Source organism: Amycolatopsis sp. NPDC005003 (assembly GCF_053600695.1).
Window position 1 is genome coordinate 91484 of sequence record NZ_JBSGAI010000024.1, and the last position, 14899, is coordinate 106382.

Here is a 14899-nt window from a genome sequence, read left to right on the forward strand (position 1 = left end):
GGAGTGTTGACTGCCGAGGCCCTGCCCGCCGAGCTACGGCGCGCGATCGTGCAGATCGCCCGTACTCCGCGTCTGCTGGTCGCCTGCGACTACGACGGCACGCTGGCACCCATCACGCTCAACCCGGACGAGGCACGCCCGTTGCCCGAGTCCGTCGGGGCCCTCAGATCGCTCGCCGGTCTGCACGAGACCACCACGGCGGTCATCTCCGGCCGGGCGCTTCGTGACCTGGCCACGCTGTCGCGGCTGCCGGCCGAGGTGAACCTCGTCGGCAGCCACGGCTCGGAGTTCGACATCGGCTTCATCCACGCCCTCGACGAGAAGGCGCGGGGGCTGCACCGGCGGCTGGAGTCCGAGCTCGAACAACTCGTGCTGGACGTCCCGGGCGTGTCGCTCGAGGTCAAGCCGGCGAGCATCGCGGTGCACGTGCGCCGGGCCGAGCACGAGGCCGGCCGCCGCGTGCTCGCGGCCGTCCACTCCGGACCGTCCACGTGGGAAGGCGTCTCGACCACCGACGGCAAGGAGGTGGTCGAGCTGGCGGTCGTCCAAACGGACAAAGGCCGCGCACTGGACATCCTGCGCCACCAGGTGGGCGCCACGGCGGCGATCTTCCTCGGCGACGACGTCACCGACGAGAAGGCCTTCGCCCGGCTGTCCGGCCCCGACCTGGGCATCAAGGTCGGTGACGGCGAGACGCTCGCCGCGTTCCGCGTGCCCGACACCGTCGACGTCGCGCTGGTGCTCGGCTTCCTCCTCGAGGAGCGCCGCAACTGGCTGTACGGCGAGTCGGCCCCGCCGATCGAGCGGCTGTCGCTGCTGGCCAACGAGCGCTCGGTCGCGCTGGTGACGCCGGACGCCAAGCTGACCTGGCTGTGCCACCCCGGGCCGGACGCGCCCGCCGTGTTCGCCGACCTGCTCGGCGGCGAAGGGGCCGGCCACTTCTCCATCAAGCCGCACCGCAACGGCCTCCCGCTCGGCCAGCGCTACCTGCCGAACACGATGACGGTCGAGACGCGCTGGTCGCGCCTGCTCGTCACCGACTACCTCGAGCCGGAGAGCGCGCCGCACCGGACGGACCTCGTGCGGGTGATCTCGGGCGAGGCGGTGGCGAGCGTCAAGTTCGCGCCGCGGCCCGAGTTCGGTGGCGTGCCGGTGAAGCTGGAGGTCACCGAGGGCGGCGTGCGGGTGCTCGGCACGTCGGAGCCGTTCGTGCTCTACTCCCCGGGCGTCGAGTGGACCATCACCTCCGACGGCCTGCACGACACCGCGTCCGCGCTGGTGCAGCCGACGCCGACCCAGCCGGTGGTGCTCGAGCTGCGCTGCGGCACCACCGACCTCGGCCCGCACGAACTGTCCGAAGTGGAACGCCGCGACCGCGCGGGCCGCTACTGGAGCGAGTGGACGTCGAAGCTGCAGCTGCCCAAGGTGCAGACCGACCTGGTGCTGCGCTCGGCGCTGACACTGCGCGGCCTGGTCAACACCGACACCGGCGGCGTGCTGGCGGCGGCGACGTCGTCGCTGCCGGAGGAGATCGGCGGCGTCCGCAACTGGGACTACCGCTACTGCTGGATCCGCGACGCCGCGATGACCGTGCGGGAGCTCGTGCACCTGGGCTCGATCGAGGAGGCCGAGGGCTACCTGCGCTGGCTGCACGGCGTGCTCGCCACGCTGGCCGGCCCGGAGCGGCTGCACCCGCTGTACACCCTCGCCGGCAGTGTCATCGGCGCCGAGGCGGTCATCGAGTCGCTGCCCGGTTACGCCGGTTCGCGCCCGGTCCGCGTCGGCAACCTGGCGAACCACCAGGTGCAGCTGGACGTCTTCGGCCCGGTCGTCGAGCTCGTGCAGACGCTCGCGACGGCGCGCCACGAGCTGCGCGACGAGGACTGGCAGATGGTCCGCGCGATGGCGGAAGCCGTGACGCGGCGCTGGAACGAGCCCGACCACGGGATCTGGGAGGAGCGGCACGTGCCGCGCCACCGGGTCTACTCCCGCGTCATGTGCTGGGTGACCATCGACCGCGCGATCAAGCTGGGCGAGCAGTACGGCCGGGAGATCCCGGGCAACTGGCACGGCCTGCGCGAGGAGATCAAGACCGACGTCCTCACGCACGGCTGGAACGACGAGGTCCAGGCCTTCACCACGGCCTACGACGGCACGGACCTCGACGCGGCCTCGCTGTTCGTCGGGCTCACCGGGCTGATCGACCCGGCCGACGAGCGCTTCCAGCAGACGGTGACCGCGATCGAGGCGGAGCTGCGCAGTGGGTCCACTGTGTACCGTTACCGCCGCGACGACGGCCTGCCGGGCGGCGAGGGCGGCTTCCACATCTGCGCGGCGTGGCTGATCGAGGCGTACCTGCTCACCGGGCGGCGCACCGAGGCGCAGGAGCTGTTCGACCAGATCGTCGCGGCGGCGGGCCCGACCGGCCTGCTGCCGGAGCAGTACGACCCGATCGCGGAACGGTCGCTGGGCAACCACCCTCAGGCCTATTCCCACATCGGGCTCATCCGGTGCGCCAACTTGCTGGCGACGAGTTAGCCCTTTCGGTCCGAAAGCCCCTGAAGGCCACCATGACGGCACCCAGTGCCCTTATGGTGGCCTTCAGTGCGTGCTGGAGGTGAGACCGGTGCAGGGGACGTTCGGACAGGTCGAGTTCGTGCCGCTGCCGCCCCGCTTCGCCGACCGGGTGCGCTGGGGGTCGGTGGTCGTCGGCTGCTCGATGATCGCCGGGATGGTGCTGCTGTTCGGGCTGACGACGTACCTGCAGGGCATCGTGCACGGCCACAGTTTCCCGGACACGCTGCTCGGCAAGGCCGCCGCGGTGCTGCCGCCGCTGGGCGTGCTGGCGGTCGCGGTGCTGGTGCTGACGTGCCGCCGTTGCCTCCGCGGCGACTACCTCGTGGTGGCCAGCGCCGGAGCGACCCGCAGCGCGCTGCTGTTCACGTACGTCCTGACGCTGGTGCTGATCGCCGGCTCGTTCGCGGTGCCGATCGTGTTCCGGGTGTGGCGCGACACGGCGGAGCTGCAGGCGCCTGATCTGCTGACCACGTTCTCGACGCTCGCCTTCGCCACCATGGGGTTCGTGGCCGGGATGAGCTACGTGCGGCCGTCCGTGCAGACGCTCAGGAAGTACAGCGACCACCCGATCTGGTAGGTCCTCTTCGGACGGTTCACGGCCGGGCACCCGGCTGCCCAAACTTGCAAAGATTTCTTTGCACAGATTCCTTTGCACGGCTACAGTGGGCTCATGACCAGCGCTCCACCACCGGAACAGCTCGACCCGGACGCCCTCAAGGCCGTCACGCACCCGCTGCGCCGCCGGATCCTCGGCGTGTTGTCGGCCGGCCCGGCGACGGCCACGAAGCTCGCCAAGGCCCTTGGCGAAAACACCGGCGCGACCAGCTACCACCTGCGGGAGCTGGCCCGGTTCGGGTTCGTCGAAGACGTCCCGGAGCTCGCGCGGGGCAAGGAACGGTGGTGGCGGACGCGGCCGCGGGACATCCGCTGGCCGCGCCGCAGCGAGCAGAGCGCCGAATCCCGGGTGCTGTTCGACGACATGCAGCGGCAGGGGTTCGAGGACGACCTCGAAAAGCTCAACCGGTTCGCGGAAAAGCGCGACGAGCTGCCCGGCGACTGGCCGGACGCGCTGCTCTACGCGCGCGGCGGCACGTGGCTCACCACGGAGGAGCTCAAGCAGTTTTGGGACGACTACATGGAGCTGTTCCGCCGGTACTGGCGAAGCGAGGACGACCGGTCACCGGAAGCGCGGCGCGTGCTCGTGCGCTGGCTCGCGCTCCCGGATCCAGGGGAATGACATGACACAGGGGGATTTCCATGCGAAAAGCGGTGCTACTGGCCGGGGTGATCCTGGCGGTCACGGCGACGGCGCCACCGGCGTCGGCCGCGGACGTGACCAACGGCGACGTCACGTTCGCCAACGGCGGGGTGACCTTGCACGGTACCGTCGTCGCGCCGCCCGGCGGCACGAAACTGCCAGGCCTGGTGATGGTCCACGGCTCGGGGGCGCACAGCCGCGACGATTACCGCGACCAGGCGGAAGCCTTTGCGCGGCAAGGCATCGCCACACTCGTCTACGACAAGCGCACCGACGGCTATTCGCAGTTCGAACGGTCGTACTCGACGCTGGCGGACGACGCGCTCGCCGCCGTCGAGACGTTGCGCAAGCGACCCGGCGTCGATCCGGCGCGGGTCGGTGTCTGGGGGCTGAGCGAAGGCGGCTGGGTGGCGCCGTTGGCGGCTTCGCGTTCTTCGGACGTCGCGTTCGTCGTGACGCTGGGCGCGAACGGGGTCGAGCCGTCGCGGCAGCAGTCGTGGGCGGTCGAGAACCAGTTGCGGCGGCTGGGAATGACGGGTTCGCTCGTGCGGATGGCGTCCTCGACGATGCTGCGCCAGCTCGCCGGCGGCGGCGTGTTCCCCGAGGCGCACTACGACCCGGTGCCGGTGCTGAAGAGCCTGCGCCAGCCGGTGCTCGGGGTGTGGGGCGCGAAGGACGTCCTGACCCCGCCGGGTGAAGCGCTCCGGATCTTCCGGGAATCGGTGGCGCACCACACGTTGCGGGTCTTTCCCGACGCGCAGCACCAGCTGCGGCGGACCACCGACGGCTTCGACAAGCTGCCCGGGTACGCGCCCGGCTACCTCGAGCTGGTGGGCAGCTGGGTGAACAACCCGCCCACCGCGTCGACGGCCGACGCCCCGCCGGCGCAGGACCGGCCGAGCAACGCTGTGACACCGCTCGCCTGGTACGAGTCGACTTGGCTGCAGCTCGCGGTACTGGTGTTCCTGCTGGTGGCGTTCGGCTCGGGACTGGTCCGCCGGATCGCGCGGCCGGCCCGCTGGCTGTCGGCCACCGGGTTGCTCGCCGTGCTCGGGTTCCTGGTCGTCGACGTCGTGATCCAGCTGACGATGGGCAAGGGGCTGGGCCCGGTGGTCGCCGGCCGTCCGCTGCCGTGGCCGGCGCTGCAGCTGCTTTCGCTGGGCGCGGTGGCCGCGACCATCGGCACGGCGGTGGCGTGGTGGCGCCACCGCGGCTTCCGGCTCGGCCTGCTGCTGGCCGGCGGCGTGGTGTTCGTCCCGTGGGCGGTCTATTGGGGACTGCTGGGCTTCTGAGTACGTTCGGGCGTGAACGCTCGCGCGCGCTGCGGGCAACTGGGGGCATGCAGGTGATCCACGAGGGCTCGGAGCTCTGGGGGCACGACCGCCCGGACCTGGGCGGACCCGAGCCCGGGCCGGCGTTCGGGCAGCTGTTCGACGCCCACGCCGCCCAGCTGCGGCGGTACCTGGCCCGCCGCGTCGGGGCCGAGCCGGCGAACGACCTCGTCGCCGAGACCTTCCTGGTCGCGCTGCGGCGGCGGGAGACCTACCGGCCCGAGCTGGGCACCGCCCGGTCGTGGCTCTACGGCATCGCCACCAACCTGCTGCGCCACCACGTGCGGTCCGAGCTGCGCGGGCTGCAGGCCACCGCCCGGCTCGCGCGGACCGGCGAGGCCAGCCACGCGGGCCACGACGGCCGCGTCGCCGAACAGGTCGACGCCCAGGTGCGGGCCGCGCAGCTGGCCGGCGCACTGGCCCGGCTCAGCCCGGCCGACCGCGACACGCTGCTGCTCGTGTCGTGGGCCGGGCTCGAGCCGGCCGAGGTCGCCGAGGCCCTCGGCATCCCGCCGGGTACCGTCCGGTCGCGGTTGCACCGGATCAGACGCTGGCTCAGGACGAACGCCCCGGCTCAGGAGGAGGTGCAGGACCTTGCGTGAAGACAACGTCCGGAAGATCTGGTCCGAAGCCGAACTCGACGCGGCGCTCGCGGACCTGAACAGCGACGTCGAGGAGGATGACGGGCTGGCTTTCGCCCGCACGTCCCTGCTCTCCGCGGCCGGCGTCGAGGAAGCTCCGCCCGCCGAGCCGCGGCGCGGCGCGGCGTGGCGGTGGCTCGCCGTGGCCGCGGCCGTCGTCACCCTCGTCGGCGGGCTCGGCGTCGCCGCCGCCGTGTGGACGCCGGACGCGCCGGAGACGGCCCGGCCTGCCGCCACGCTCCCCGACCTCGACCGGCCGCTCGCGCCCGGCGAGTTCCGCTACACGGAAGCGCGCGACTGGCTCTTCCGCGCCGGCCCCGATTTCGTGGGCAAGGCCCAGCGGCGGACCGAGCTGTGGATCCCGGCCGATCCCACCGGCGTGTGGCACCGGCGCACCACACTGACGAACCCGCAGGCGGCGGACGGCAGAACCGCCGAACCGCGCCCCGCGACCGTCGACGAGTACGGCCCGGCCGGGGTGTTCCCCGGCCACCCGAACCGTGCCGGGGAGATGAAGCCCACCTGGAACACGCCGTTCACGAACTGGCTGACCCCGGACGCGGCGTTCATCGCCTCCCTGGTGCCCGACCCGCAGAAGCTGCTCACGCGGCTGCGGTTCGACACGGTCGAGATCAACGACGAAGGCCGGGGCAAGCCACACTCCTCCGGCAAGTCGCTGGCCATGGCCCAGAGCGCCCTGGAGACCGGCCTGCTCCGGCCCGACGTCCGGTCCGCGCTGGTCGAGGCCCTCGCCGCCGTCCCGGGCATCTTCGCCGTCCCCCAGCAGACGACCCCGGACGGCGGGCCGGCCACCGTCTACGTGGCCAAGGACACCGGCCTGCGGCTGTTCCTCGACCCGGCGACCGGGCGGCTGCTGGCCGCGGACAGCTCACCGATCCCGGTGATCACCACCAAGAACGAGCTGCCGAACAGCACGCGCCCGGTCCCGCCGAGCTCCGCAGCCGTGCCGAACACCGCGACGACCCAGTTCCCCGTCTCGCCGCAGCGGCACGACGTCCCGGACGTGCAGTACTCCTACGCCATCACGCAGACCTCGGGGTGATCAGCGCGCGTGATTGGCCGCGTTCAGCGCGTCCGCCACGTTCGCCACCTCCAGCACCCGGATCCCGGCGGGCGGCTTGCCCGAGTCCGGTGGGACCAGCGCGTGCGTGAACCCGAGCCGGGCCGCCTCCGCGAGGCGGCGGCCCACGCTCGGCACCCGCCGGATCTCGCCGGCCAGCCCGACCTCGCCGACCGACACCAGCCGCGGCGACAACGCCACGTCTTCGAAGCTCGACGTCAGCGCCAGCACCAGTGCCAGGTCGATGCCCGGCTCGGTGATCTTCATGCCGCCGACGGTGGCCGCGTAGACGTCCTTGTCGCCGAGCTTCAGCCCGCCGCGCTTCTCCAGCACCGCCAGCACCATCGCCACCCGCGCGGAGTCGAGGCCGCTGACCGCGCGCCGCGGCTGCGGGGCCGCCGTCGCCGACACCAGCGCCTGGACCTCGCCCAGCAGCGGCCGCTTGCCCTCCAGCGAGACCGTGATCGCCGTGCCGGACACCGGCTCGGCCGTGCGGCTCATGAACAGGCCCGACGGGTCCGGCACCCCGACGATGCCTTCTTCCTGCAGCTCGAAGCAGCCGATCTCGTCGGACGCGCCGAACCGGTTCTTGATGCCGCGCAGCATCCGCAGTGTCGAGTGCTTGTCGCCCTCGAACTGCAGCACGACGTCCACCAGGTGCTCCAGCACGCGCGGGCCGGCCACCGAGCCGTCCTTCGTGACGTGCCCCACCAGCACCACCGGCAGCCCGCGCTCCTTGGCCAGCGCGACCAGCCCGGACGTCACCGCGCGGACCTGCGTCACGCCGCCGGGTGAGCCGTCGACCTGCGGGGACGCCATGGTCTGCACCGAGTCGACGATCAGCACGCCCGGCTTGACGTCGTCGACGTGGCCGAGGATGGCCGAAAGGTCGCTCTCGGCGGCGAGGTACATCCGGTCGTGGACGTTGCCCGTTCGCTCAGCGCGCAACCGGACCTGGCCCGCGGACTCCTCGCCGGTGACGTAGAGGGAGCGGTCGACCGTCTTCGCCCACTGGTAGGCGACCTCGAGCAGCAGTGTCGACTTGCCGACCCCCGGCTCACCGGCGAGCAGCACCACCGCGCCCGGCACCAGGCCACCGCCGAGCACCCGGTCGAGCTCCGGGACGCCGGTGCGGCGAGCTCGCGCCGCTTCGACGTCGACCTCGCCGATCGGCCGCGCGGGCGCGCTCGGCGCTCCGGCGGCGACGCGCTGGATGGCGGGCTTGACCGGTGCCCCGCGCTCCTCGAACGAGCCCCATTCCTGGCACTCCGGACACCGGCCCAGCCACTTGGCCGCTTCGTACCCGCAGCTGCCGCAGCGGTAGGTGGTCCCCTTCTTCACCCCGCGAGGCTATCGGCGACCACCGACAAAACCGGGGACCTACTCCTTCACGTGCGCCGGCGCCGCGACCGGCAGCTCGACCGTGACCGGTCCGGCGTTCTGGAAGACGAAGGTGACCTTGATGACCTGACCCGGCCAGAGCGGCTGCTTCAGCGCGGGCAGCGTCACGGTGGCCTGGCCGACCTTCTCGGGCGCGGTCGGCGTCGCGGCCGGGCCGGACGACGGGACCTCGGAGGTGGCCGTGGCGGTGAGGTTGCCCGGGCTGTTGGAGGCCGAGCTGCTGCCGGTCGGCGTGCCGCTGGACGACGGCGCGGCCGACGACGGTGTGCTCGTCGGCGTGCCCGAGGTCGTGGTCTGCACCTCGTTCGTGGACTCGACGGCGTCGTCCGGGCCGATCACCAGCGAGTGCATGGCGACGACGGTCCGGGACCCCGCGATGGTCGCCTTGGCGCCGTCTTCGGTGGTCACCGAGACGAGCGAGTCGTCCTGCGCGCCCCGGTTGACGATCGTCAGGGTCAGCGCCGGGGTCGCACCGGCGGCGTAGCCCGGGCCGGACTTCGGGTACTGGACCGCGGCGTTGCGCAGGTCGATGGTCTTGACCTGGGCGTGCGTGCCGTTGACCGCGGGCTGCTGCGAGTCGGTCTGGGTGATCTGGCCGGCCCCGCACCCGGCGAGCACGAGCGCGGCACCGAGCGCCAGCACGCCCGCGCCGAGCACGCGACGATTCTGCAGCCTCACGTCGCAGTCCTTCCCTTTTCACGGCCTCGTCGCCCCGAAGACTAGCCGGGGTCGATCTCCGCCGCGGAACGGGTGTGCGTTGCCGGGGCCCGGCGACCAAGATCAACCGTCCTAAAAGGAATTCCCGGCCCGTGACGAAACGCTTCCCCGCTACCTGCGTGAGCACGGGGGTCCGACGTTTGTCAACCCCCGGCCAGGCCGCTGACCTGCGAGGACGAGTCCGGCCCGCTAGGTGGGCACTGGCGGCCCGTGCTAGGATGGAGTCAGCGAAAGGGGCAGAGGACACATGGTTTTCAAGGTCGGAGAGACCGTCGTCTACCCGCACCACGGTGCCGCACTCATCGAAGCCATCGAGACCCGTGTGATCAAGGGCGAGGAAAAGAAGTACCTCGTCCTCAAGGTCGCGCAAGGGGATCTCACGGTTCGCGTGCCCGCAGACAACGCCGAAATCGTCGGCGTCCGCGATGTCGTCGGGCAAGAAGGACTGGACAAGGTCTTCGACGTTCTGCGTGCTCCGCACACCGAAGAGCCCACCAACTGGTCTCGTCGGTACAAGGCCAACCTCGAGAAGCTCGCCTCCGGCGATGTGAACAAGGTGGCCGAAGTGGTGCGCGACCTCTGGCGGCGAGAGAAGGACCGCGGACTTTCAGCCGGTGAGAAGCGCATGCTGGCGAAGGCGCGGCAAATTCTGGTCAGCGAGCTCGCGCTCGCGGAGGGCACCGACGAGGACAAGGCTGAGGTCCTCCTCGACGAAGTTCTGGAAACCGCGACGGTCTGAAATCCCCGGGGCATCCTGCTCGACGGGCGGGCAGGTGCCTCTACGATCGCGTACCGATGAACGTCGTCGCGATCATTACCGTCGCACATCATGCCTCCGACGGAGAGACAGCTCTCACGCCGGTCCATGGTGACGCACTGCTCACGCACACCGTGCGGGGGCTGCTCGACGTGCCGGAGATCGATCTGGTGCTCGTGGCGGCCCCCCAGCGGTGTGCGTCGTCGTTTTCCGAGGCGGTCGGCGGCCTCGGCTGCCGGGTCGTCCCCGGCTCGCTCCGGCAGGCCTTCGCCGCCGTCGAGCCCGAGCTTTCCCGTGATTCAGTTGTACTCCTCCACGACGCGCTGCGTGCCTTCATTCCTGCGCAAACGGTGCGTGACGTCATCAAAGCGGTCCGTGACGGCGCGTCCGTCGTCGTCCCGGTGCTGCCGATGGCCGACACGGTGAAGGTGACCGACACCGCTTCGCTGATCGTCGGCACGGAGGACCGCTCACGGCTGCGCACCCTCCAGACGCCCGTGGGCTACGCCTTCGCGGCCTTCCGGCCGGACCTCGCGCCCGCCGGCGCGGCGACGGTCGAGGGCCACCCGGACGCGATGCGCGTCACGAGCGAGTTCGAACTGTCACTGGCCGAGGCGATCGCGGCGGCACCGAAGCACGAGGAGACGCTGTGAGGATCGGCAACGGCGTGGACGTCCACCCGGTCGAAAAGGGCCGCGAGTGCTGGATGGCCGGCCTGCTCTGGCCGGACGCGGACGGCTGCGCGGGCCACTCGGACGGCGACGTCGCAGCGCACGCGCTGTGCGACGCCCTGCTGTCGGCGGCGGGCCTCGGCGACCTGGGCGCGGTGTTCGGCACCGGCGACCCCCGTATGGACGGCGCGCACGGCGCGGACATGCTGGTCGAGGTCCGCGGCCTGATCGAGGCGGCGGGCTGGCGGGTGGGGAACGCCACGGTCCAGATCGTCGGCAACGCCCCGCGGGTCGGGAAGCGGCGCGACGAAGCCCAGAAGGTGCTGTCGGAGGCGGTGGGCGGCCCGGTGAGCGTGTCCGGGACGACGTCGGACGGCCTGGGCCTGACCGGCCGCGGCGAGGGCATCGCGGCCTTCGCGACGGCGTTGCTGCTCGCGGCGGAACAGGGGCTCCCGGCGGAATAGGCCCCAGCCCGCCCCGGTTCGGCGTGACATGCCCCTCACTCTCTCGGACGAGGTCCGCGCGCTGATCGACGGGAAGAACTTCGCCACGGTCGCCACCCTCGACCCGGACGGCGGCCCCCAGACCTCCGTCGTCTGGATCGGCCTCGACGACGGCGACCTTGTCTTCAGCGCGACCGAAGACCGCCGGAAGGTCCGCAACCTGCGGCGCGATCCCCGCATCAGCGTCTCGATCACCGACGCCGGGAACCCGTACCGGCACACGCAGCTGCGCGGCACGGTGACGATCACCGCCGACCCGGGCAAGACCCTGCCCAAGACGCTGAGCCACAAGTACCTCGCCCAGGACCCGCCGGCCGAGGGCGCCGACGTCCAGCGGGTGGTCGTGCGCCTGAAAGCCGAGAAAATCGCCGGCAACGTGAAATAGGGTCCAGACCATGGGTGTGACTTTCAACGAGGCGACCAAGGCCCTCTTCGACGGCAAGAACTTCCCGGTCGTCGCCACCATCAACGCCGACGGCTCGGTGCAGACCTCCGTCGTCTGGGCCAAGCGGGACGGCGACGACGTCCTCTTCGCGACCGTCCGCGGGCGGCTCAAGGAGCGGAACCTGCGGCGAGACCCGCGGGTCTCGCTGTCCGTCTTCGACCTCGACGACCCGCTCAAGTACGTCGAGGTTCGCGGCCGCGCCGAGATCACCGAGGAAGGCGGCCGAGAGCTGATCAACGAGCTCTCGCACAAGTACGACGGCAAGGACTTCCGCACCGAGCCGCCGGAGGTCGTCCGGGTCGTCGTGCGCGTGGTCCCGGACAAGGTCACCGGCTACGCGGCGTGACGTGACGCAGGTCGCGGGCGCCGCTCCGGTGCCCGCGGCCTCGCTAGGCTGGGTTCCATGACGATCAGGGCGGTGTTGTTCGACTTCTCCGGCACGCTGTTCCGGCTCGAGCAGGACGAGTCCTGGCTCACCGAACTGACGAACCACAACGGTGATCCGCTCGACATCGAGGCGCAGGCCGAGCTGATGCGCCGGATGACCGCCCCGGTCGGGCAGGTCGTCGAGCTCGACGCCGAGCACCTGCACGCCTGGCACCACCGGGACCGCGACCCGCAGCTGCACCGGAAGGTCTACCTCGAGGTGCTCAAGAAGTCCGGCGTCCCGCACGCCGACCAGGCGAAGGCGCTCTACGACCGGCTCATCGATCCCAGCCAGTGGACGCCGTACCCGGACACCGAAGCCGCGCTGAAAGCCGCCGCCGAGCGGGGCCTCAAGGTCGGGGTGCTGAGCAACATCGCCTTCGACATCCGGCCGGCCTTCACCGCCCGCGGGTGGGACGCCTACGTCGACGAATTCGTGCTGTCCTTCGAGGTCGGCGCGGTCAAGCCGGAGCTGGAGATCTTCCGCAAGGCCGTCGAGGCCCTCGGCGTCCCGGCCACCGAGACGCTGATGGTCGGCGACAGCGAGGAGGCCGACGGCGGCGCCCGCGCGCTGGGCTGCGAGTTCGCGCTGGTCGACCCGCTGCCGACGGCCGAACGGCCGGATGCCCTGCTCACGGCGTTGCGCGGCTTCGGCGTGGCGTGAGGGCCTGCGACGTCGCTCACGCCCGACCCCGTACTCTTTGAGGGTGACCCTTCACCTTTTCGACACGGCGACCCGGAGCGTGCGGGAGTTCCACCCCGTCCGTAGCGGAACGGCGTCGATCTACGTGTGTGGGGCCACCGTGCAGGGCGTGCCGCACATCGGGCACGTCCGCGGCGCCCTGAACTACGACGTCCTGCGCCGCTGGCTCGTCCACAAAGGACTGGACGTGCTGCTGGTCCGCAACGTCACGGACATCGACGACAAGATCCTCACCAAGGCCGCCGACGCGGGCCGGCCGTGGTGGGAGTGGGCGGCGACGCACGAGCGCGCCTTCGAGCAGGCCTACGACCAGCTCGGCTGCCTCCCGCCGTCGATCAACCCGCGCGCGACCGGGCACGTCACCCAGATGGTCGAGCTGATGCAGCGCCTGATCGACCAGGGGCACGCGTACGCGACCGAAGGCGACGTCTACTTCTCGGTGAAGTCGTTCGACCACTACGGCGAGCTGTCCCGGCAGGGCCTCGACGACGTCCAGCAGGGTGAGACGCCGACCCGCGGCAAGCAGGACCCGCGCGACTTCACCCTGTGGAAGAGCGCGAAGCCGGGCGAGCCGTCGTGGCCGACGCCGTGGGGCCCCGGCCGGCCGGGCTGGCACCTCGAGTGCTCGGCGATGGCGACGGCCTACCTGGGCCGCGAGTTCGACATCCACGGTGGCGGGATCGACCTGATCTTCCCCCACCACGAGAACGAGCGCGCCCAGTCGAACGCCGTCGGCGACCCGTTCGCGCGCTACTGGCTGCACAACGCCTGGGTGACCATGTCCGGCGAGAAGATGTCGAAGTCGCTGGGCAACACCGTGGCGATCCCCGCGATGCTCGAGCGCTACCGCGCGGCCGAGCTGCGGTACTACCTGGTGCAGCCGCACTACCGGTCCAACATCGAGTACTCCGACGCCGCGGTCTCCGAGGCCGCGCAGGGCTACCGCCGGATCGAGACGTTCCTGCGCCGGGCCGCGCAGTCGGGCGAGGTCACGATCGGTGCCCTCCCGCCCGAGTTCGTCAACGCGCTCGACGACGACCTCGCCACCCCGCAGGCGTTCGCCGTGGTCCACACCACGGTCCGGGACGGTAACGCCGCCCTCGACGCGGGCGACACTCCCAAGGCACTCGAATTCGCCGCGGCCGTCCGCGCGATGACCGACGTGCTCGGCCTCGACCCGCTGTCCGCGCGCTGGTCCGAGGCGGGCGGTTCCGAAACGCCCACCAAAGAAGCGCTGGCCCGGATCGTCGAAGGGCTGCTGGCCGAGCGCCAGCAGGCCCGCGCCGAGAAGGACTTCGCCCGCGCGGACGCCGCCCGTGACCGCCTCTCGGAGGCGGGCATCGTGGTGGAGGACACCCCCAACGGTCCTCAGTGGACTGTGAAGTCCGACTGAACCGCTTTCTACGCAAGGAACTTTCACGATGGCAGGCAACTCGCGGCGCCAGGGCGCGATCCGCAAGGCGGGCACCAAGAAGGGTGCCGTCGTCGGCTCGGGCGGTCAGCGCCGCAAGGCCCTCGAAGGCAAGGGCCCGACCCCGAAGGCGGAGGACCGTCCCGGGCACAAGGCGTACCGCCAGGCCAACGCCGCGACGAAGCGCGACCAGGCCCGGCAGAAGAAGGCCGACAAGCCGGAGCTGATCGCCGGGCGCAACCCGGTGGTCGAGGCGCTGCGCGCGGGCGTCCCGGCGACGGCGCTGTACGTCGCGCTGAACATCGAAATCGACGACCGGGTCAACGACGCGGTCCGGCTGGCCGGCGACAAGGGCATCTCGATCCTGGAGATCCCGCGCGAGGAGCTGGACCGCAAGACGAACCGGGCCGTGCACCAGGGCCTGGGCCTGCAGGTCCCGCCGTTCGAGTACGCCCACCCGGACGACCTGATGGCGGTGGCCCGCAACTCGGGCGAGGTGCCGCTGTTCGTCGCGCTCGACGGCGTCACCGACCCGCGGAACCTGGGTGCGGTGATCCGCTCGGCGGCCGCGTTCGGGGCGCACGGCGTGCTGCTGCCGGAGCGGCGCAGCGCGGGCATGACGGCGGTGGCGTGGCGGACGAGCGCGGGCACGGCGGCGAAGCTGCCGATCGCGGTGGCGACGAACCTCACGCGGCAGCTCAAGGCGTGGGCGAACGACGGCCTGATGCTGGTCGGCCTGGACGCCGACGGGTCGGTGGACATCGACGAGCTGGAGCTGGCGGCCGACCCGCTGGTCATCGTGCTGGGCTCGGAGGGCCGCGGCCTGTCCCGCCTGGTCCGCGAGACGTGTGACGCGACGGTGTCCATCCCGATGGCGGCGGGCGTGGAGTCCCTCAACGCCTCGGTGGCGGCCGGAGTGCTGCTCGCGGAGGTGGCGAGGCGCCGCCGTGCCGCCGGGCGGGTCTGACACCGCCACC

General features: G+C 71.6%; 16 protein-coding genes. 14 read left to right on the forward strand and 2 right to left on the reverse strand.

From position 1 onward, the window contains the following. The first annotated feature begins 6 nt into the window (after positions 1 to 6). The 6 genes from otsB to ACWED2_RS26560 all read left to right on the forward strand — a co-directional run bounded on the left by otsB (position 7) and on the right by ACWED2_RS26560 (position 6870). Positions 7 to 2538 (forward strand): trehalose-phosphatase, encoded by a 2532-nt coding sequence (gene otsB, locus ACWED2_RS26535; RefSeq protein ID WP_449693193.1) that lies wholly within the window; start codon positions 7 to 9, stop codon positions 2536 to 2538. Between the two features lie 88 nt (positions 2539 to 2626). Then, positions 2627 to 3154: a hypothetical protein gene (locus ACWED2_RS26540; protein WP_449693194.1), complete on the forward strand. Its 528-nt coding sequence runs from the start codon at positions 2627 to 2629 to the stop codon at positions 3152 to 3154. Positions 3155 to 3247: 93 nt separating this feature from the next. Continuing rightward, on the forward strand, positions 3248 to 3814 hold the full coding sequence (locus ACWED2_RS26545; protein ID WP_449693195.1) for an ArsR/SmtB family transcription factor: 567 nt from the start codon (positions 3248 to 3250) through the stop codon (positions 3812 to 3814). 47 nt (positions 3815 to 3861) lie between these two features. Next, entirely contained in the window at positions 3862 to 5127 is a 1266-nt protein-coding gene (locus ACWED2_RS26550; RefSeq protein WP_449693254.1) for an alpha/beta hydrolase family protein, read from the forward strand. Positions 5128 to 5174: 47 nt separating this feature from the next. Next, positions 5175 to 5768, forward strand: coding sequence for an RNA polymerase sigma factor (locus ACWED2_RS26555; RefSeq protein WP_449693196.1), 594 nt, complete (start codon positions 5175 to 5177; stop codon positions 5766 to 5768). Then, complete coding sequence (locus ACWED2_RS26560) at positions 5761 to 6870, forward strand: CU044_5270 family protein (RefSeq protein WP_449693197.1); 1110 nt, start codon at positions 5761 to 5763, stop codon at positions 6868 to 6870. Before ACWED2_RS26555 ends, ACWED2_RS26560 begins: the two co-directional genes overlap by 8 nt. Here ACWED2_RS26560 and radA read toward each other — a convergent pair whose 3' ends face one another. Both radA and ACWED2_RS26570 read right to left on the reverse strand, forming a co-directional pair. Further along, positions 6871 to 8229, reverse strand: coding sequence for a DNA repair protein RadA (radA, locus tag ACWED2_RS26565; RefSeq protein ID WP_449693198.1), 1359 nt, complete (start codon positions 8227 to 8229; stop codon positions 6871 to 6873). 39 nt (positions 8230 to 8268) lie between these two features. Then, positions 8269 to 8967 carry a hypothetical protein gene (locus ACWED2_RS26570; RefSeq protein WP_449693199.1) on the reverse strand — a complete coding sequence of 233 codons (699 nt, stop codon included), beginning with the start codon at positions 8965 to 8967 and terminating at the stop codon, positions 8269 to 8271. A gap of 286 nt (positions 8968 to 9253) precedes the next feature. Between ACWED2_RS26570 and ACWED2_RS26575 the strand changes: the two genes are divergently transcribed. The 8 genes from ACWED2_RS26575 to rlmB are packed head-to-tail and all read left to right on the forward strand — an operon-like array spanning position 9254 to position 14889. Then, positions 9254 to 9745, forward strand: coding sequence for a CarD family transcriptional regulator (locus ACWED2_RS26575; protein ID WP_004559016.1), 492 nt, complete (start codon positions 9254 to 9256; stop codon positions 9743 to 9745). Positions 9746 to 9801: 56 nt separating this feature from the next. Continuing rightward, positions 9802 to 10416 carry an IspD/TarI family cytidylyltransferase gene (locus ACWED2_RS26580; RefSeq protein WP_449693200.1) on the forward strand — a complete coding sequence of 205 codons (615 nt, stop codon included), beginning with the start codon at positions 9802 to 9804 and terminating at the stop codon, positions 10414 to 10416. Then, on the forward strand, positions 10413 to 10898 hold the full coding sequence (gene ispF / locus ACWED2_RS26585; protein ID WP_449693201.1) for a 2-C-methyl-D-erythritol 2,4-cyclodiphosphate synthase: 486 nt from the start codon (positions 10413 to 10415) through the stop codon (positions 10896 to 10898). Before ACWED2_RS26580 ends, ispF begins: the two co-directional genes overlap by 4 nt. 28 nt (positions 10899 to 10926) lie before the next feature. Beyond that, positions 10927 to 11322 (forward strand): PPOX class F420-dependent oxidoreductase, encoded by a 396-nt coding sequence (locus ACWED2_RS26590; protein WP_449693202.1) that lies wholly within the window; start codon positions 10927 to 10929, stop codon positions 11320 to 11322. A gap of 10 nt (positions 11323 to 11332) precedes the next feature. Continuing rightward, positions 11333 to 11728 (forward strand): PPOX class F420-dependent oxidoreductase, encoded by a 396-nt coding sequence (locus ACWED2_RS26595; protein WP_449693203.1) that lies wholly within the window; start codon positions 11333 to 11335, stop codon positions 11726 to 11728. Between the two features lie 57 nt (positions 11729 to 11785). Continuing rightward, positions 11786 to 12472, forward strand: coding sequence for an HAD family hydrolase (locus tag ACWED2_RS26600; protein ID WP_449693204.1), 687 nt, complete (start codon positions 11786 to 11788; stop codon positions 12470 to 12472). A 43-nt stretch (positions 12473 to 12515) separates the two neighbouring features. After that, a complete protein-coding gene (gene cysS / locus ACWED2_RS26605) occupies positions 12516 to 13904 on the forward strand; it encodes a cysteine--tRNA ligase (protein WP_449693205.1) in 1389 nt (462 codons plus the stop codon). 28 nt (positions 13905 to 13932) lie between these two features. Then, the gene (gene rlmB / locus ACWED2_RS26610; protein WP_449693206.1) at positions 13933 to 14889 is read left to right on the forward strand and encodes a 23S rRNA (guanosine(2251)-2'-O)-methyltransferase RlmB; all 957 of its coding nucleotides are present in this window, start codon (positions 13933 to 13935) and stop codon (positions 14887 to 14889) included. The last annotated feature ends 10 nt before the right edge of the window (positions 14890 to 14899 follow it).